Origin of the sequence: Dysosmobacter segnis, from assembly GCF_014297285.1 — a bacterium.
GTDB classification, from domain to species: Bacteria; Bacillota; Clostridia; order Oscillospirales; family Oscillospiraceae; genus Oscillibacter; species Oscillibacter segnis.
Genome location: NZ_JACOQI010000007.1, coordinates 101,315 through 115,459 on the forward strand (window position 1 = coordinate 101,315; position 14,145 = coordinate 115,459).

Sequence of the window (14,145 nt, forward strand, 5' to 3'; positions counted from 1 at the left end):
CTTGTTACCTCCTCTTTCGATTACACGCGGCGGCGCTTCGGGGGACGGCAGCCATTGTGGGGGATGGGGGTGACGTCCTTGATCATGGTCACTTCCAGACCCACGGCCTGCAGCGCGCGGATAGCGGCTTCACGGCCCTGGCCGGGACCCTTGACGAAGACCTCAACGGTCTTCAGGCCATGCTCCATAGCGGCGCGGGCAGCCGTCTCGGCTGCGGTCTGAGCCGCGAAGGGAGTGGACTTCTTGCTGCCGCGGAAACCCAGTCCGCCGGAGGAAGCCCAGGAAATAGCATTGCCCTGGGTATCGGTAACGGTTACCATGGTGTTGTTGAAAGAAGAACGGATATGGACCTGGCCGCGCTCAATGTTCTTCTTCTCCCGCCGACGGCGGATGACTTTCTTTGCCTGTGCCATTGCTGTTCTCCTTTCTTACTTCTTCTTATTTGCGATGGTCTTCTTGGGGCCCTTGCGGGTGCGGGCGTTGGTCTTGCTGCGCTGGCCGCGGACAGGCAGGCCCTTGCGATGACGCATGCCGCGGTAGCAGCCGATCTCGCTGAGGCGCTTGATGTCCAGAGCGGTCTGACGGCGCAGATCGCCCTCGACGATATAGTTGTCGATCACGTCACGGAGCTTCTGCTCCTCGGCGTCAGTCAGATCCTTCACGCGGGTGTCAGGGTTGACCCCGGCCTTTTCCAGGATGTCCTTCGCGCTCTTGCGGCCAATGCCATAGATATAGGTCAGGCCGATTTCAATGCGCTTATCCTTGGGCAGGTCAATACCGGCAATACGTGCCATACTTTTTAACCTCCAATCAATCTTAGCCCTGGCGCTGCTTGTGCTTGGGGTTCTCGCAAATCACCATAACACGGCCTTTGCGGCGAATAACCTTGCACTTCTCGCACATGGGCTTCACGGACGGTCTTACCTTCATAAGTTTGTAACCTTCCTTTCAGCGTTTTGTGTCTTAGATTTCGCCGGACGCGGCTTATTTGCTGCGCCAGGTGATCCGGCCACGGGTCAGGTCATAGGGAGACATCTCCACGGTGACCTTATCGCCGGGCAAGATCCTGATGAAATTCATTCTGAGTTTTCCGGAGATGTGTGCCAGAATCATGTGGCCATTTCCAATGTCCACCTGGAAAGTCGTGTTGGGCAGGGACTCTACCACAACGCCTTCCACTTCGATCATGTCGGATTTTGCCAAACGTTATCCCTCCTGGTCCGGTTGGACTTCCCCGCGGTAGGCCGCGAGTGTCCTGCGAAGCTCACTGTTGGTGATCTTCTCGCTGCGTTTGATCTTATCCGCCAGACGGCTGTCATCCTCCGCCACAAACAGCACGTGTTTGCGTTTTTTGCGTTTCGGTGACTCCGCCTTGCGGCCTTTTCCGTCTGCCAGCAGAAGGTACTCCCCCTCCACCGCGAGAACGATGAAGAGTTTTCCCTGATCTCTGCCGGCATCGGAACGAACAATATCTGATTTTGCGATCTCCATATACGTCTTTCCTCAGATGGCGGGAGCCGTCAGGATCTCAGGCTCCCCGTCGGTGATCAGAAGCGTATTCTCATAGTGGGCCGCCAACTTGCCGTCCGCAGTCCGGACGGTCCAACCGTCTGGCATCTGGCGGATGGCGGCAGTGCCGGCGTTCACCATGGGTTCAACCGCGATGGTCATGCCCCGAAGAAGCCGGGGTCCGCGGCCTGGATGACCGTAGTTGGGAATCTCAGGTGACTCGTGCATCTCCGTGCCGATGCCGTGACCGACATATTCACGGACGATGGAGCAGCCGTGACTCTCCACATAACCTTGGATCGCTGCGGAAATATCATACAGCCGGCAGCCTTCCTTGGCAAACTTGATGCCCTCGAAGAAGCTCTGTCTGGTCACATCGATCAGATTCTGAGCCTCCGGAGAGACCTTGCCGCAGGGGAAGGTGGCTGCGCAGTCCCCATGATATCCTCCGATATAGGCGCCTACATCAATGCTGACGATGTCACCCTCCTGCAGCACCCGGGGACCCGGGATACCGTGGATGATCTCATCGTTGACACTGGCGCAGACACTGCCGGGGAATGCCCGGACTCCCGGCGGGCCGGGAAAATGGAGGAATGAGGGAACGGCACCCTGCTTGCGGATGAAATGCTCCACTGCCCTGTCGATCTCCTGGGTTGTTACGCCGGGCTTTACCATTTCCCCTGCCAAAGCACGGGCAGCCGCGGTAATTTTTCCCGCTCGGCGCATCAGTTCGATCTCATGTGCGGATTTGAGCGTAATCATAAGCTCATCTCCTCAGGGCGTTGAGGATGGCCTTGGTTGTGGCCTCCACAGAGGGTTGATTTTCCACCGATCTCAGGAGACCCCTCTCAGCGTAGAAATCCTTGAGAGGTTCCGTCTCCTTATGATAGACCTCAAGGCGGTGCTTGACCGTCTCAGGTTCATCATCGTGACGCTGAATCAGCTTGCCGCCGCAGCTGTCGCACACGCCGGGCACCTTGGGAGGCACAGCCACCAGATGGTAGCTGGCTCCGCAGTGCTCGCAGACGCGGCGGCCGCTCATGCGCTCCATGATCGCCTCATCGGGGATCTCGATGGAGATTACGTCGTCAAACCGGATCCCGGCCTTCTCCAGAGACTCAGCCTGAGCGATGGTGCGGGGCACGCCGTCCAGGATATAGCCGTTCTTGCAGTCATCCTCGTCCAGCCGGTCATGGATGATGCCGATGATGACCTCATCGGGGACCAGCTTGCCGGCCTTCATGTAGGCTTCCGCCTGCTTGCCGGTAGGGGTGCCGTTTTTCACGGCGGCCCGGAGGATGTTGCCAGTGGAGATGGTGGGGATATTCAGCACTTTGCACAGGCGCTCAGCCTGTGTGCCCTTGCCGGCACCGGGGGCGCCTAACAGGATCATTTTCATGACAGCACGCCTTCCTTTTTATTCCAGGAAGCCCTTGTACTGACGCATCAGCATCTGATTCTCCAGTGCCTTCACGGTCTCAAGCGCAACACCCACCACGATGATGACGGAGGTGCCGCCGATGGCCAGAGAAGAGTTGCCAATGATCTTGCCCACGATCAGGGGGCAGATGGCAACGATACCCAGATAGATGGCACCGAACATGGTGATCCGGTTCAGGACCTTCTGAATGAACTGCACGGTGGGCTGGCCGGGACGGAAGCCCGGAATGAAGCCGCCCTGCTTCTTCAGGTTGTTGGCGATCTCCACGGGGTTGAACTGGATGCTGGAGTAGAAATAGCTGAAGCCAATGATCATGATGAAGTACACCACCATGTAGATGACGGACTTCGTATCAATGGCATTGTAGATGCTGTAGGACACAGTACCTTCCTTGGGCATACCGATGAAGGTCCAGATGGTGATGGGCAGAGAAGCAATGCTCTGGGCGAAGATGATAGGCAGAACGCCGGACATGTTCACCTTCATGGGCAGGGTGCTGCTCTGGCCGCCATACATCTTACGGCCCACCTGACGCTTGGCATACTGCACGGGAATGCGGCGCTCAGCGTCATTGATAAAGACAATGAATGCGATCAGGGCCAGCATACCGATGACCAGCAGCGCAATGCTCCAGGGAGCCAGCGCGCCGTTCAGGTAAGCCTGCGCCTGTGCCTCGGTGTAACCGGCAGAGGTCAGGGTCTCCGCAGTCAGAGTGCCTGCGTTGATGGCGGACCATCTCTGGATGCCGTCCTTCATGCCGGAAACCATAGAGGGGATCCGGGCCAGAATACCGGCGAACAGAATGATGGAGATACCGTTGCCTACACCGAACTCGGTGACCTGCTCGCCCATCCACATCACGAAGGAGGAACCTGCGATCAGAGTCACGATGATGACCAGTGCCACCCAGATGCCGTCCTGCTCCAGGAGGTTGTAATTCTTCATCATGAAGTAATAGCCAACGGCCTGGAGAATGGCGATCGCCACGGTAGCGTAGCGGGTGATGGACTGGATCTTCTTCTTACCTTCCTCGCCGCCGTCACGGGCCAGCCGCTCCAGAGCGGGGATGGCCACAGTCAGCAACTGGATGATAATAGAACTGTTGATATAAGGCTGGATGCTCAAGGCAAACACGGTGGCGGTGGCAAAAGCGCCGCCGCTCATCACGTTGTAAAGGCCCAGCAGGCCGGTGCCCCAGACCTGCATCTGCAGGGCCAGAGCGTCCCGGTTGATATAGGGCACCATGATGGCGTTGCCGAGACGGAAAATCAGCAGGATCAGGAGAGTAAAAACGATCTTTTTCCGCAGCTCAGGGATGCCCCATGCTTTGCGAATGGTTTGGATCATTTTACTTCACCTCTGCCTTTCCGCCCGCTGCCTCGATAGCCTCCTTGGCAGAAGCGGAGAAAGCAGAAGCCTCGACAGTGACCTTCTTGGTAACCTTGCCGTTGCCCAGGACCTTGAAGCCATACTCGCATTTGGACAGGATGCCCTTGGCCAGCAGAGCCTCGACGTTGACGACGTCGCCGTCCTCAAACGCGTTCAGGGCACTCAGGTTGATGATCTCCAGCGGGGTTGCGAAAATGTTGTTGAAGCCGCGCTTGGGCAGACGGCGTGCCAGAGGCATCTGGCCGCCCTCGAAGCCAATACGGACCTTGCCGCCGGAACGGGCCTTCTGACCCTTGTGGCCGCGGCCGCCGGTCTTGCCATTGCCGCTGCCGGCGCCCCGGCCCTTGCGGTAAGCCTTACGGACGGAGCCCTCAGCGGGAGACAGTTCGCTCAATTTCATGATTCCGTCCTCCTTTACTTCTCTTCGGTGACCTGCAGCAGGTAGCCGATCTTGGCGATCTTGCCGCGGGTGGAATCGTTATCGGGCTGCACGGTGACGTCACCGATCTTACGCAGGCCCAGGGAATGTGCGGTGGCAACCTGCTTCTCCAGGCGGCCGTTCAGGCTCTTAGCGAGCTTGATCGTAATATTTTTAGCCATTTCTCAGCGCCTCCTTAACCCACGATCTCTTCGACGCTCTTGCCGCGGATACGGGCGACATCCTCAGGACCACGCATGCTCTTGAGGCCCTGGAAGGTGGCGGCGACGACGTTGTTGGGGTTGTTGGAACGCAGGCACTTGGAACGGATATCCCTGATGCCTGCGGCCTCGACGACGGCACGCACAGCGCCGCCGGCGATGATACCAGTACCGGGAGCAGCGGGCTTCATCAGCACGCGGCCGGCGCCAGCCTCGCCAACAGTCTCATGAGGAATGGTGCTGCCGGACATGGTCACAGTGATCATGTTCTTCTTAGCGGCTTCCAGGCCCTTACGGATGGCCTCGGGGACCTCAGCGGCCTTGCCCAGACCATAGCCGACCTTGCCCTTGCCGTCGCCCACGACCATCAGCGCGGAGAACTTCATGACACGGCCGCCCTTGACGGTCTTGGAAACACGGTTGAGGTAAACGAGCTTTTCGATATACTCGCTCTGTTCTCTTTCAAATCTTGCCATTTCTCGTTTCCTCCTCCCTTAGAATTTCAGGCCGCCTTCACGGGCGCCCTCAGCCAGAGCCTGCACACGGCCGTGATAGAGATAGCCGCCGCGGTCAAACACGACGTTCTCAATGCCCTTGGCCAGAGCGCGCTCAGCGATCAGCTTGCCAACAGCGGAAGCAGCGGTCACATTGCCGCCGTAACCTTCGATGGCCTTGTCCAGAGAGGAAGCGGAAGCCAGAGTCACGCCGTTCACATCGTCGATGATCTGGGCATAGATGTTGGCCTCGCTGCGGAAAACGTTGAGACGGGGGCACACGGGAGTGCCGGAGATCTTAGCGCGAACACGCTTATGACGCTTCATGCGCTGCTTATTGGTATTAGGTCTAGTAATCATTTCGGCACACCTCCTTACTTCTTGGCGCCGGTCTTACCAACCTTACGGCGGATGACCTCGTCAGTATACTTGATGCCCTTGCCCTTATAAGGCTCGGGAGGACGCTTTTCGCGGACCTCGGCAGCAAACTGGCCGACAGCCTGCTTGTCGCATCCATGAATGATGATTTTATTGGGACCCGGAACCTCAACAGTGATGCCCGGAATCTCAGGAACGATCACCTGGTGGGAGAAACCCAGGTTCATGACCAGGTTCGTACCCTCCTTGGCAACACGGTAACCGACGCCGTTGACGTCCAGCTCCTTCTTGAAGCCCTCGGTAACACCGACGACCATGTTGTGGAGCAGGGTGCGGGTCAGGCCGTGAACGCTGCGATGCAGCTTATCGTCGGAAGGACGTTCCACGGTGATCGTCGTACCTTCCTGTTTAATGATCATCTCAGGCCGCAGGCTCTGAGTCAGTTCGCCCTTAGGTCCCTTGACGGTGACCACATTGCCCTCAGCAACGTTCACGGTAACACCGGCGGGAACGGTAATGGGCATTCTACCAATTCGAGACATTGTTCGATACCCTCCTTACCAGACGAATGCCAGGACTTCGCCGCCAACGTGAGCTGCACGAGCAGCCTTGTCGGTCATGACGCCCTTGGACGTAGAGATGATGGCGATACCCAGGCCGCGGAGCACGCGGGGCAGCTCATCGGCGCCCACGTAAACACGGAGACCGGGCTTGGACACACGGCGGAGACCGGTGATGACCTTCTCCTTGCCGGCGTTGTACTTCAGCGTGATGTGAATCATGCCCTGCAGGCCGTCATCCTCCACGGTGAAGCTCTTGATGTAGCCCTCATCCAGCAGGATCTGAGCAATGCTCTTCTTCATGTTGGACGCGGGGACATCCACGGTTTCATGCTTGGCGTTGTTTGCGTTGCGGACGCGGGTCAGCATATCCGCAACAGGATCGGTGATATGCATGGATTGTTCCTCCTATTTATAGAGTTGCGGTCTGTGACCGCTTCGGCAGCGAGGTATCATGGCCAATGGAGCAGTCCGCTCGCGCGTGGTGCACAATTGGTCATGACCTTTCGCCATCCGTATTAACAAGGTCCCATATCAAAGACCTTTGTTAAAGAAAATAAGTGCCAGGCTCCAAAAACACTTCTGAACATGGCGTAATGGGTGCATTTCCTCAGAAATGCCCCATTTTTCAGCATACCAGACAAATTTTAATTCGTCAAGTCTTTTTGCTGCGCCATTTTCAATTTTTTTAGAAAGAAGCCTTACGCACGCCGGGGATCTCGCCCTTGTAAGCCAGCTCACGGAAACAGATACGGCAGACACCGTAGTTCCGGAGATAGGCGTGGGGACGGCCGCACAGCTTGCAGCGGTTGTACTTGCGGGTGGAGAACTTGGCAGGACGGGCCTGCTTGATCTTCATAGAAGTCTTTGCCATTACTGTCTTCCTCCTTAGCGGGCGAAGGGAGCGCCAACCTGCTGCAGCAGGGCGCGGCCTTCTTCATCGGTCTTAGCGGTGGTGACAATGATGATGTCCATGCCGCGGATCTTGTCGATCTTATCGTACTCGATCTCGGGGAAGATCAGCTGCTCCTTGATGCCCATGGCATAGTTGCCGCGGCCATCGAAAGCGTTGGGGTTGATGCCCTGGAAGTCACGGACACGGGGCAGAGCCACGTTGAACAGACGATCCAGGAATTCCCACATCTTGTCGCCGCGGAGGGTGACCTTGGCGCCGATGGGCATCTCCTCACGGAGCTTGAAGTTTGCAATGGACTTGCGAGCACGGGTGACAACAGCCTTCTGGCCGGTGATCTTACCCAGATCGCCCACAACATTGTCCAGCACCTTCGCGTTTTCACGAGCCTCGCCGCAGCCCACGTTGATAACGACCTTGTCGATCTTGGGGATCTGCATAACGGACTTGTAACCGAACTGCTTCATCAGAGCGGGAGCAACTTCGGCTTTATACTGTTCCTTCAATCTTGCCATTTGTTATCTCGCTCCTTTCTTACAGTTCCGCACCGCAGTGCTTGCACACGCGGATCTTCTTGTCGCCCTCGATCTTGTGAGCAATGCGGGTACCCTTGTTGCACTTGGGGCAGACGACCTGCACCTTGCAGGCGGCGATGGCAGCCTCGCGCTTGACGATGCCGCCCTCCTCGCCCTGACGGCGGGGCTTGACGTGGCAGGTCACCATGTTGATGCCCTCAGCCACGATCTTGGTGCTCTTGGGCACAGTGCCCAGCACCTTGCCCTGCTTGCCCTTGTCCTTGCCGGACAGGACGACGATGGTATCGCCCTTCTTAATGTTCATAGCCATTGTTCGAGCCCTCCATCAAATCACTTCGGGAGCCAAGGACAGGATCTTCATGTAATCCTTGTCGCGCAGCTCACGAGCCACAGGCCCAAAGATACGGGTACCTCTGGGGTTCTTGTCGTCCTTGATCAGGACGGCGGCGTTGTCATCGAAGCGGACATAGGTACCGTCATTCCGGCGGACACCCTTGGCGCTGCGAACGATGACAGCCTTGACCACCTCGCCCTTCTTGACGGTGCCGCCGGGCTGGGCCTTACGGACAGACGCCACGATGACGTCGCCGATGTTGCCGAACTTCCGGGTGGAACCGCCCAGGACGCGGATGCACTTGATTTCCTTGGCGCCGGTATTATCGGCAACCTTCAGATAACTTTCCTGCTGAATCATACTGGCACCTCCTTACTTGGCCTTCTCGATGATCTCGACCACGCGCCAACGCTTGTCCTTGGACAGGGGGCGGGTCTCCATCACCTTCACGGTATCACCGATACCGCAGGCATTGTTTTCATCGTGGGCCTTCAGCTTGTAGGTACGGCCGACGATCTTCTTGTACAGAGGATGGGCGACGCGGTCGGCCACAGCCACAACCACGGTCTTATCCATCTTGTCGGAAACGACTTTGCCTACCCGGGTCTTACGGGAGGAAGTTCTAACTTCGTTCATTCTCGTTTCCCTCCTTCTTACTGCTTATCGGAAGCGGCGAGCTCCGCCAGCACGGTCTTGACTCGGGCAATATCGTGCTTCACTTCACGGATCTTAACGGGATTGTCCAGCTGGTTGGTTGCGTGCTGCATCCGGAGCATGAACAGGTCCTTCTTCAGGCCGGTCAGCTTCTCATTGAGCTGCTCGGCATTCATCTTACGGATTTCATTTGCCTTCATCTTACTCACCTGCTTCCTCGGTGCGGGCAACGATCTTCGTCTTGATGGGCAGCTTGTGGCTGGCCAGACGCAGAGCCTCGCGAGCGATCTCCTCGGGGACACCAGCGATCTCAAACATAACACGCTGGGGCTTCACCACGGCAACCCAGTACTCAGGCGTACCTTTACCGGAACCCATTCGGGAGTCGGCGGCACGCATAGTCACGGACTTGTCGGGGAAGATCTTGATCCAAACCTGACCGCCACGCTTGGTGTAACGAGTCATGGCGATACGGGCGGCCTCGATCTGGTTGCTCTTGACCCAGCCGGGTTCCAGAGCCATCAGACCATACTCACCGTAAGAAACGGTGTTGCCACGGGTGGCTTTACCAGTCATGCGGCCCCGCTGCATACGGCGGAACTTGACTCTCTTAGGCATTAACATTAGTTGGCTCCTCCTTCCTTAGCGGGGGCTGCGGGAGCAGCGGGACGATTGGTGTTGGGCCGGAAGCCGCCCTGAGGACGACGCTCGGCACCGCCCTGACGGTTGAAGCCGCCCTGACGATCACGGTTGAAGCCGCCGTTGCGACGGTCACCGCCGAAACCACCGCGACGATCACCGTCACGGCGAGGACGACGCTCACGACGCTCCTGATAGGGCTTGGAGGTGTCCATGGTGCGGGGAGTGGTGCGCAGGGTCTGAGAGAGAACCTCGCCCTTGTAGATCCACACCTTCACGCCGATGCGGCCGAAGGTCGTGGCAGCCTCCGCGAAGCCGTACTCAATGTCGGCGCGGATGGTCTGCAGGGGGATGGTGCCCTCGTGATAGTGCTCAACGCCAGCGATCTCGCGGCCGCCCAGACGGCCAGAGCAGCAAACCTTGATGCCCTTGGCGCCGGCACGCATGGCACGGGCCATGGAGTTCTTCATGGCGCGGCGGTGAGAGATACGCTTCTCCAGCTGCTGAGCGATGTTCTCAGCCACCAGCTGAGCGTTCATATCGGGGTTGCGGACTTCCACGATGTTCAGCTTGACCTTCTTGCCGATCATCTTTTCCACAGCCAGACGATACTGCTCGATTTGCTCGCCACCCTTGCCGATGACAACACCGGGACGGGCGCAGTGCAGATAGATGGTAACGATGTCGTTGCTGCGCTCGATCTCGATCTTGGGAACGCCGGCACCGTACAGAGTCTTCTTGAGATACTTGCGGATCTTCTGATCCTCGACGATCAGGTCGCCGACCTTCTCTTCACTGGCATACCAACGGGAATCCCAGTCTTTGATGACGCCGACCCGCAGGCCATGGGGATTAACTTTCTGTCCCATAAACTGTCTCCTCCCTTTCTTATGCCTTTTCCGTCACAGCCAGGGTGACGTGAGAAGTGCGCTTGTTAATGCGGTAAGCGCGGCCCTGAGCCCGGGGCATCATACGCTTGAGGATGGGGCCGGGGGTGGCGAACACCTCAGACACCACCAACTTGGCGGGGTCCATGCCGAAGTTGTTCTCGGCATTAGCCACGGCGGACTTCAGCAGCTTCGTCAGGGGCTCGGAAGCAGCCTTGGGGGTCTGTGCCAGAATGGCCATAGCGGTTCCGGCATCCTTGCCGCGGATCAGATCGCAGACGATCTGGATCTTGCGGGGAGAGATGCGGACATAGCGCAGATACGCTTTAGCAGTTTTGTTTTCCATGTTCAGCATCCTCCTTCAATTATTTATCCTTGGTGTGGCCACGGAAGGTGCGGGTGGGAGCAAACTCACCCAGCTTGTGACCGACCATATCCTCCTGGATATACACGGGCACATGCTTCCGGCCGTCATGGACAGCGATGGTGTGGCCAACGAAAGCGGGGAAGATGGTGGAGCTACGGCTCCAGGTCTTGAGGACCTTCTTCTCGTTCTTCTCGTTCATTGCCTCGACTCTCTTGAGGAGCTCAGGGGCAACATAAGGGCCTTTCTTAATAGATCTGCTCATATTACCTTGCCTCCTTACTTCTCGTTACGCCGCTTGACGATGAACTTGCTGGTGGGGTTCTTGCCCTTGCGGGTCTTGTAGCCCAGGGCGGGCTTGCCCCAAGGCGTCACAGGCCCGGAACGGCCGACAGGGGCACGGCCCTCGCCGCCGCCGTGGGGGTGGTCATTGGGGTTCATGACGGAACCGCGGACAGTGGGACGCCAACCCATGTGACGCTTACGGCCAGCCTTACCGATGTTGATGTTCTCGTGCTCGATGTTGCCGACCTGGCCGATGGTGGCATAGCAGTTGGTGCGCACGATGCGGACCTCGCCGGAGGGCATACGGATCTGAGCGTCATCGCCTTCCTTAGCCATCAGCTGAGCGGAGGTACCGGCGGCACGCACCAGCTGAGCGCCGTTGCCGGGATGCAGCTCGATGTTGTGGATCACGGTACCAACGGGGATGTTGGCGATGGGCAGTGCGTTGCCGGGCAGGATATCGGCGTCGGGACCGGTCATGATCTTGTGACCAGCCTTCAGGCCGACAGGAGCCAGGATGTAGCGCTTCTCGCCATCCTCATACTCGATGAGAGCGATGTTGGCGCTGCGGTTGGGGTCATACTCCAGACGCAGCACGGTGGCGGAACCCATCTTGTCGCGCTTGAAGTCGATGATACGATACTTGCGCTTGTTGCCGCCGCCGCGATGACGGACGGTGATGCGGCCATAGCTGTTGCGGCCGGAGCTCTTCTTCAGAGGCTCGGTGAGGCTGGGCTCGGGACGGGCCTTCTTGTCGATGCCGTCGAAACCGGAAACCGTCATCTGACGGCGGGAAGGAGTCGTCGGCTTAAAAGTTTTAATAGACATTCTGCTTTACTCCTTCCTTAGACCATGCCTTCGAAGAACTCGATGGTCTTAGAATCAGCGGTCAGGGTCACGTAAGCCTTCTTCCAGGCACGGGTGGTGCCGGGACGGCCGGCGCCCATGCGCTTGGCCTTAGCCGGGACGTTCAGGGTGTTGACGGAAGCGACCTTCACGCCGAAGATCTCCTCAACAGCCTTCTTGATCTCCACCTTGCCGGCGGACTTGGCCACTTCGAAGACATACTTCTTGTCAGCGGCGCCAGCCATGGCACGCTCGGTGATAATGGGGCGAATGACGATATCGTAAGCGGTCATCATGCGTACACCTCCTCGATCTTGGCGAGGGCGGCCTGATCCACCACCAGATACTGGGCGTTGATGATGTCATAGACGCTCAGGATGTTGGCGACGGTAGTCAGCACACCGGGGATATTGCGGGCGCTCTTGACGATGACGTTGTCCACCTCGGGGGTGACAACGACGGCCTTGCCGTCCACCTTGACAGCGCTCAGGAACTTACGGAAGTCAGCGGTCTTAATGGCATCCATCTTGATGGAGTCGATGACCACCAGCTTGCCCTCGGCAGCCTTGGCGGACAGGACGGACTTCAGCGCCAGGCGCTTGACCTTCTTGTTCAGCACATAGCTGTAATCGCGGGGCTTGGGAGCGAACACGATACCGCCGTGCGTCCACTGAGGAGCACGGGTAGAGCCCTGACGGGCGTGGCCGGTACCCTTCTGGCGCCAGGGCTTACGGCCACCGCCGGAAACCTCAGCACGGGTGAGGGCGCTCTGAGTGCCCTGTCTGCAATTGGCGAGGTGGTTCTTCACAACCTCATGCACAGCGACGGGATTGGGCGTGATGCCAAAGATCTCGTCGTTGAGTTCCACAGTACCGACTTCTGCGCCGGCCATGTTCAAAACTTTCATGGAAGACATTCTTTAAGCACCCCTTTCTTACTTGTTTCTCGCGGAAGCCTTCTGCGGGTTGCGGCCGGAAGCCTTCTGCGGGTTCTTGCTGATGTCAGCGCCGGCCTGCTTGACCTTGTGGACCTTAACGGTGCTCTTGATGGTCACCAGACCGCCCTTGGGGCCGGGAACGGCGCCGCAGACGACCAGCATGTTCAGCTCGGGGTCAACCTTCACAACGGACAGGTTCTGGACAGTCACCTGATCCACGCCCATGTGGCCGGCGCCGATCTTGCCCTTGAAGATACGGGAGGGATCGGTAGAGGAGCCCATGGAACCAGCGTGACGATGGACGGGGCCGCCGCCGTGGCTGGTGGGGGTGCGCTGTGCGCCCCAGCGCTTAATGACGCCCTGATAACCGTGGCCCTTGCTGATACCGGTGATATCAACGAAGTCGCCAGCCTGGAAGGTGTCAGCCTTCACAATGTCGCCGATGTTCAGCTCGGCAGCGTTGTCCAGGTCGAATTCGCGCAGGTGCTTCTTGGGAGACACGCCAGCCTTGTTCAGGTGGCCCATCTCGCCCTTGGTCAGCTTCTTCGCGGCCACGTCCTCGTAGCCCAGCTGAACCGCATTGTAGCCTTCCTTCTCGGAAGTCTTCTTCTGAACGACCGTGCAGGGTCCCGCCTCAATGACGGTGACGGGGATCACGTGGCCGTTCTCGTCAAAAATCTGGGACATGCCCACTTTTTTGCCGATGATTGCCTTCATGTGTATTTCCTCCTGTTAGGTTATTGGTCGGCTTAGATACGGAATCCGCATTGCTCTGCCGACATGACCCTACCTGTCTCACGCAAGTTGACAGGCGATTGGGTGAGCAACATATTCAAAAAAGTGTTTACACTTCTTTGAGCTTGGGAAGTTTTGTAATCGCGAGGATTACAGCTTGATCTCGATCTCCACGCCAGCGGGCAGCTCCAGAGCCATCAGAGCCTCAACGGTCTTGGGGCTGGAGTTGGTGATGTCGATCAGGCGCTTGTGGGTGCGGCGCTCGAACTGCTCACGGCTGTCCTTATACTTATGAACAGCGCGGAGGATGGTAACAACCTCCTTCTTGGTGGGCAGGGGGATGGGGCCGGACACCTGGGCGCCGGTGCGCTTGGCGGTCTCTACGATCTTCTCAGCGCTCTGGTCGATGACCTGATGATCGTAAGCCTTCAGGCGGATGCGGATCATTTCTTTCTGTGCCATGTTGATTTCCTCCAAATGTTTCGTAGGTTGTTGTACGGGTCTCGACGACCTACGGCGAGAAATTTTCTGTACACTTAACCGTGCGTATCATTCCTACTCATGAAAAAGACCGGCACTGTGGCCGGTACTTGTCCCATGGT

Annotated in this window: 29 protein-coding genes; all 29 read right to left on the minus strand. The window is 58.0% G+C overall.

The annotated features are described in order from the left end of the window. Positions 1-20: 20 nt before the first annotated feature. The 29 genes from rpsK to rpsJ all read right to left on the minus strand — a co-directional run bounded on the left by rpsK (position 21) and on the right by rpsJ (position 14,005). The gene (rpsK, locus tag H8Z83_RS08945; RefSeq protein ID WP_187014696.1) at positions 21-413 is read right to left on the minus strand and encodes a 30S ribosomal protein S11; all 393 of its coding nucleotides are present in this window, start codon (positions 411-413) and stop codon (positions 21-23) included. 15 nt (positions 414-428) lie between these two features. Beyond that, a complete protein-coding gene (gene rpsM, locus H8Z83_RS08950) occupies positions 429-794 on the minus strand; it encodes a 30S ribosomal protein S13 (RefSeq protein ID WP_187014697.1) in 366 nt (121 codons plus the stop codon). Positions 795-816: 22 nt separating this feature from the next. Continuing rightward, on the minus strand, positions 817-930 hold the full coding sequence (gene rpmJ / locus H8Z83_RS08955; RefSeq protein ID WP_014116882.1) for a 50S ribosomal protein L36: 114 nt from the start codon (positions 928-930) through the stop codon (positions 817-819). Positions 931-984: 54 nt separating this feature from the next. Continuing rightward, positions 985-1,203, minus strand: a complete 219-nt coding sequence (gene infA, locus H8Z83_RS08960; RefSeq protein WP_187014698.1) for a translation initiation factor IF-1 — start codon at positions 1,201-1,203, stop codon at positions 985-987. Between the two features lie 3 nt (positions 1,204-1,206). Further along, on the minus strand, positions 1,207-1,491 hold the full coding sequence (locus tag H8Z83_RS08965; protein WP_187014699.1) for a KOW domain-containing RNA-binding protein: 285 nt from the start codon (positions 1,489-1,491) through the stop codon (positions 1,207-1,209). Between the two features lie 12 nt (positions 1,492-1,503). Further along, positions 1,504-2,274, minus strand: a complete 771-nt coding sequence (gene map / locus H8Z83_RS08970) for a type I methionyl aminopeptidase (RefSeq protein WP_187014700.1) — start codon at positions 2,272-2,274, stop codon at positions 1,504-1,506. Positions 2,275-2,278: 4 nt separating this feature from the next. Further along, positions 2,279-2,911: an adenylate kinase gene (locus H8Z83_RS08975; protein WP_187014701.1), complete on the minus strand. Its 633-nt coding sequence runs from the start codon at positions 2,909-2,911 to the stop codon at positions 2,279-2,281. Between the two features lie 18 nt (positions 2,912-2,929). Further along, the gene (gene secY, locus H8Z83_RS08980; protein WP_187014702.1) at positions 2,930-4,300 is read right to left on the minus strand and encodes a preprotein translocase subunit SecY; all 1,371 of its coding nucleotides are present in this window, start codon (positions 4,298-4,300) and stop codon (positions 2,930-2,932) included. Between the two features lies 1 nt (position 4,301). Then, positions 4,302-4,742 carry a 50S ribosomal protein L15 gene (gene rplO, locus H8Z83_RS08985; RefSeq protein WP_187014703.1) on the minus strand — a complete coding sequence of 147 codons (441 nt, stop codon included), beginning with the start codon at positions 4,740-4,742 and terminating at the stop codon, positions 4,302-4,304. Positions 4,743-4,756: 14 nt separating this feature from the next. After that, the gene (gene rpmD / locus H8Z83_RS08990; protein WP_187014704.1) at positions 4,757-4,942 is read right to left on the minus strand and encodes a 50S ribosomal protein L30; all 186 of its coding nucleotides are present in this window, start codon (positions 4,940-4,942) and stop codon (positions 4,757-4,759) included. 14 nt (positions 4,943-4,956) lie between these two features. Beyond that, complete coding sequence (gene rpsE, locus H8Z83_RS08995) at positions 4,957-5,457, minus strand: 30S ribosomal protein S5 (protein WP_187014705.1); 501 nt, start codon at positions 5,455-5,457, stop codon at positions 4,957-4,959. A gap of 18 nt (positions 5,458-5,475) precedes the next feature. After that, positions 5,476-5,835, minus strand: coding sequence for a 50S ribosomal protein L18 (gene rplR / locus H8Z83_RS09000; protein WP_187014706.1), 360 nt, complete (start codon positions 5,833-5,835; stop codon positions 5,476-5,478). Between the two features lie 14 nt (positions 5,836-5,849). Next, positions 5,850-6,395 carry a 50S ribosomal protein L6 gene (gene rplF, locus H8Z83_RS09005; RefSeq protein ID WP_187014707.1) on the minus strand — a complete coding sequence of 182 codons (546 nt, stop codon included), beginning with the start codon at positions 6,393-6,395 and terminating at the stop codon, positions 5,850-5,852. A gap of 15 nt (positions 6,396-6,410) precedes the next feature. Further along, on the minus strand, positions 6,411-6,809 hold the full coding sequence (gene rpsH / locus H8Z83_RS09010; protein WP_187014708.1) for a 30S ribosomal protein S8: 399 nt from the start codon (positions 6,807-6,809) through the stop codon (positions 6,411-6,413). 292 nt (positions 6,810-7,101) lie between these two features. Next, the gene (locus H8Z83_RS09015; RefSeq protein ID WP_187014709.1) at positions 7,102-7,287 is read right to left on the minus strand and encodes a type Z 30S ribosomal protein S14; all 186 of its coding nucleotides are present in this window, start codon (positions 7,285-7,287) and stop codon (positions 7,102-7,104) included. A gap of 14 nt (positions 7,288-7,301) precedes the next feature. After that, a complete protein-coding gene (gene rplE, locus H8Z83_RS09020) occupies positions 7,302-7,841 on the minus strand; it encodes a 50S ribosomal protein L5 (RefSeq protein ID WP_187014710.1) in 540 nt (179 codons plus the stop codon). 19 nt (positions 7,842-7,860) lie between these two features. Further along, positions 7,861-8,172: a 50S ribosomal protein L24 gene (gene rplX, locus H8Z83_RS09025; protein ID WP_187014711.1), complete on the minus strand. Its 312-nt coding sequence runs from the start codon at positions 8,170-8,172 to the stop codon at positions 7,861-7,863. Between the two features lie 15 nt (positions 8,173-8,187). Further along, positions 8,188-8,556, minus strand: a complete 369-nt coding sequence (rplN, locus tag H8Z83_RS09030) for a 50S ribosomal protein L14 (RefSeq protein WP_187014712.1) — start codon at positions 8,554-8,556, stop codon at positions 8,188-8,190. 12 nt (positions 8,557-8,568) lie between these two features. Beyond that, positions 8,569-8,832, minus strand: coding sequence for a 30S ribosomal protein S17 (gene rpsQ / locus H8Z83_RS09035; protein WP_187014713.1), 264 nt, complete (start codon positions 8,830-8,832; stop codon positions 8,569-8,571). Positions 8,833-8,849: 17 nt separating this feature from the next. Continuing rightward, a complete protein-coding gene (gene rpmC, locus H8Z83_RS09040; protein WP_187014714.1) occupies positions 8,850-9,050 on the minus strand; it encodes a 50S ribosomal protein L29 in 201 nt (66 codons plus the stop codon). Between the two features lies 1 nt (position 9,051). Next, on the minus strand, positions 9,052-9,474 hold the full coding sequence (gene rplP, locus H8Z83_RS09045) for a 50S ribosomal protein L16 (protein WP_187014715.1): 423 nt from the start codon (positions 9,472-9,474) through the stop codon (positions 9,052-9,054). Continuing rightward, positions 9,474-10,358 carry a 30S ribosomal protein S3 gene (gene rpsC / locus H8Z83_RS09050; RefSeq protein ID WP_187014716.1) on the minus strand — a complete coding sequence of 295 codons (885 nt, stop codon included), beginning with the start codon at positions 10,356-10,358 and terminating at the stop codon, positions 9,474-9,476. Before rpsC ends, rplP begins: the two co-directional genes overlap by 1 nt. Before the next feature lie 19 nt (positions 10,359-10,377). Next, on the minus strand, positions 10,378-10,722 hold the full coding sequence (rplV, locus tag H8Z83_RS09055) for a 50S ribosomal protein L22 (protein WP_187014717.1): 345 nt from the start codon (positions 10,720-10,722) through the stop codon (positions 10,378-10,380). A 19-nt stretch (positions 10,723-10,741) separates the two neighbouring features. Then, positions 10,742-11,005: a 30S ribosomal protein S19 gene (gene rpsS, locus H8Z83_RS09060; RefSeq protein WP_187014718.1), complete on the minus strand. Its 264-nt coding sequence runs from the start codon at positions 11,003-11,005 to the stop codon at positions 10,742-10,744. Between the two features lie 14 nt (positions 11,006-11,019). Continuing rightward, complete coding sequence (gene rplB, locus H8Z83_RS09065) at positions 11,020-11,853, minus strand: 50S ribosomal protein L2 (RefSeq protein WP_187014719.1); 834 nt, start codon at positions 11,851-11,853, stop codon at positions 11,020-11,022. 17 nt (positions 11,854-11,870) lie between these two features. Continuing rightward, on the minus strand, positions 11,871-12,167 hold the full coding sequence (gene rplW, locus H8Z83_RS09070) for a 50S ribosomal protein L23 (RefSeq protein ID WP_187014720.1): 297 nt from the start codon (positions 12,165-12,167) through the stop codon (positions 11,871-11,873). Next, positions 12,164-12,787, minus strand: coding sequence for a 50S ribosomal protein L4 (gene rplD, locus H8Z83_RS09075; RefSeq protein ID WP_187014721.1), 624 nt, complete (start codon positions 12,785-12,787; stop codon positions 12,164-12,166). The genes rplW and rplD overlap by 4 nt, the downstream gene beginning before the upstream one ends. 18 nt (positions 12,788-12,805) lie before the next feature. After that, positions 12,806-13,525 carry a 50S ribosomal protein L3 gene (rplC, locus tag H8Z83_RS09080; RefSeq protein WP_187014722.1) on the minus strand — a complete coding sequence of 240 codons (720 nt, stop codon included), beginning with the start codon at positions 13,523-13,525 and terminating at the stop codon, positions 12,806-12,808. A gap of 168 nt (positions 13,526-13,693) precedes the next feature. Beyond that, complete coding sequence (gene rpsJ / locus H8Z83_RS09085; protein WP_187014723.1) at positions 13,694-14,005, minus strand: 30S ribosomal protein S10; 312 nt, start codon at positions 14,003-14,005, stop codon at positions 13,694-13,696. Between the last annotated feature and the right edge of the window lie 140 nt (positions 14,006-14,145).

Coding starts and splice junctions, on each gene's coding strand:
- rplB (WP_187014719.1), bottom strand. CDS start 11,853: ATGTCTATTAAAACTTTTAAGCCGACGACTCCTTCCCGCCGTCAGATG.
- rpsS (WP_187014718.1), bottom strand. CDS start 11,005: ATGAGCAGATCTATTAAGAAAGGCCCTTATGTTGCCCCTGAGCTCCTC.
- H8Z83_RS09015 (WP_187014709.1), bottom strand. CDS start 7,287: ATGGCAAAGACTTCTATGAAGATCAAGCAGGCCCGTCCTGCCAAGTTC.
- rplV (WP_187014717.1), bottom strand. CDS start 10,722: ATGGAAAACAAAACTGCTAAAGCGTATCTGCGCTATGTCCGCATCTCT.
- rpsQ (WP_187014713.1), bottom strand. CDS start 8,832: ATGAACGAAGTTAGAACTTCCTCCCGTAAGACCCGGGTAGGCAAAGTC.
- rplO (WP_187014703.1), bottom strand. CDS start 4,742: ATGAAATTGAGCGAACTGTCTCCCGCTGAGGGCTCCGTCCGTAAGGCT.
- rplF (WP_187014707.1), bottom strand. CDS start 6,395: ATGTCTCGAATTGGTAGAATGCCCATTACCGTTCCCGCCGGTGTTACC.
- rpsE (WP_187014705.1), bottom strand. CDS start 5,457: ATGGCAAGATTTGAAAGAGAACAGAGCGAGTATATCGAAAAGCTCGTT.
- rplE (WP_187014710.1), bottom strand. CDS start 7,841: ATGGCAAGATTGAAGGAACAGTATAAAGCCGAAGTTGCTCCCGCTCTG.
- rpmJ (WP_014116882.1), bottom strand. CDS start 930: ATGAAGGTAAGACCGTCCGTGAAGCCCATGTGCGAGAAGTGCAAGGTT.
- rpsK (WP_187014696.1), bottom strand. CDS start 413: ATGGCACAGGCAAAGAAAGTCATCCGCCGTCGGCGGGAGAAGAAGAAC.
- rpmD (WP_187014704.1), bottom strand. CDS start 4,942: ATGGCTAAAAATATTACGATCAAGCTCGCTAAGAGCCTGAACGGCCGC.
- rplP (WP_187014715.1), bottom strand. CDS start 9,474: ATGTTAATGCCTAAGAGAGTCAAGTTCCGCCGTATGCAGCGGGGCCGC.
- map (WP_187014700.1), bottom strand. CDS start 2,274: ATGATTACGCTCAAATCCGCACATGAGATCGAACTGATGCGCCGAGCG.
- rplR (WP_187014706.1), bottom strand. CDS start 5,835: ATGATTACTAGACCTAATACCAATAAGCAGCGCATGAAGCGTCATAAG.
- rplN (WP_187014712.1), bottom strand. CDS start 8,556: ATGATTCAGCAGGAAAGTTATCTGAAGGTTGCCGATAATACCGGCGCC.
- rplC (WP_187014722.1), bottom strand. CDS start 13,525: ATGAAGGCAATCATCGGCAAAAAAGTGGGCATGTCCCAGATTTTTGAC.
- rpsC (WP_187014716.1), bottom strand. CDS start 10,358: ATGGGACAGAAAGTTAATCCCCATGGCCTGCGGGTCGGCGTCATCAAA.
- secY (WP_187014702.1), bottom strand. CDS start 4,300: ATGATCCAAACCATTCGCAAAGCATGGGGCATCCCTGAGCTGCGGAAA.
- rpsM (WP_187014697.1), bottom strand. CDS start 794: ATGGCACGTATTGCCGGTATTGACCTGCCCAAGGATAAGCGCATTGAA.
- rplD (WP_187014721.1), bottom strand. CDS start 12,787: ATGTCTTCCATGAAAGTTTTGAACATGGCCGGCGCAGAAGTCGGTACT.
- rpmC (WP_187014714.1), bottom strand. CDS start 9,050: ATGAAGGCAAATGAAATCCGTAAGATGAATGCCGAGCAGCTCAATGAG.
- rpsH (WP_187014708.1), bottom strand. CDS start 6,809: ATGCATATCACCGATCCTGTTGCGGATATGCTGACCCGCGTCCGCAAC.
- rplW (WP_187014720.1), bottom strand. CDS start 12,167: ATGATGACCGCTTACGATATCGTCATTCGCCCCATTATCACCGAGCGT.
- H8Z83_RS08975 (WP_187014701.1), bottom strand. CDS start 2,911: ATGAAAATGATCCTGTTAGGCGCCCCCGGTGCCGGCAAGGGCACACAG.
- rpsJ (WP_187014723.1), bottom strand. CDS start 14,005: ATGGCACAGAAAGAAATGATCCGCATCCGCCTGAAGGCTTACGATCAT.
- H8Z83_RS08965 (WP_187014699.1), bottom strand. CDS start 1,491: ATGGAGATCGCAAAATCAGATATTGTTCGTTCCGATGCCGGCAGAGAT.
- rplX (WP_187014711.1), bottom strand. CDS start 8,172: ATGGCTATGAACATTAAGAAGGGCGATACCATCGTCGTCCTGTCCGGC.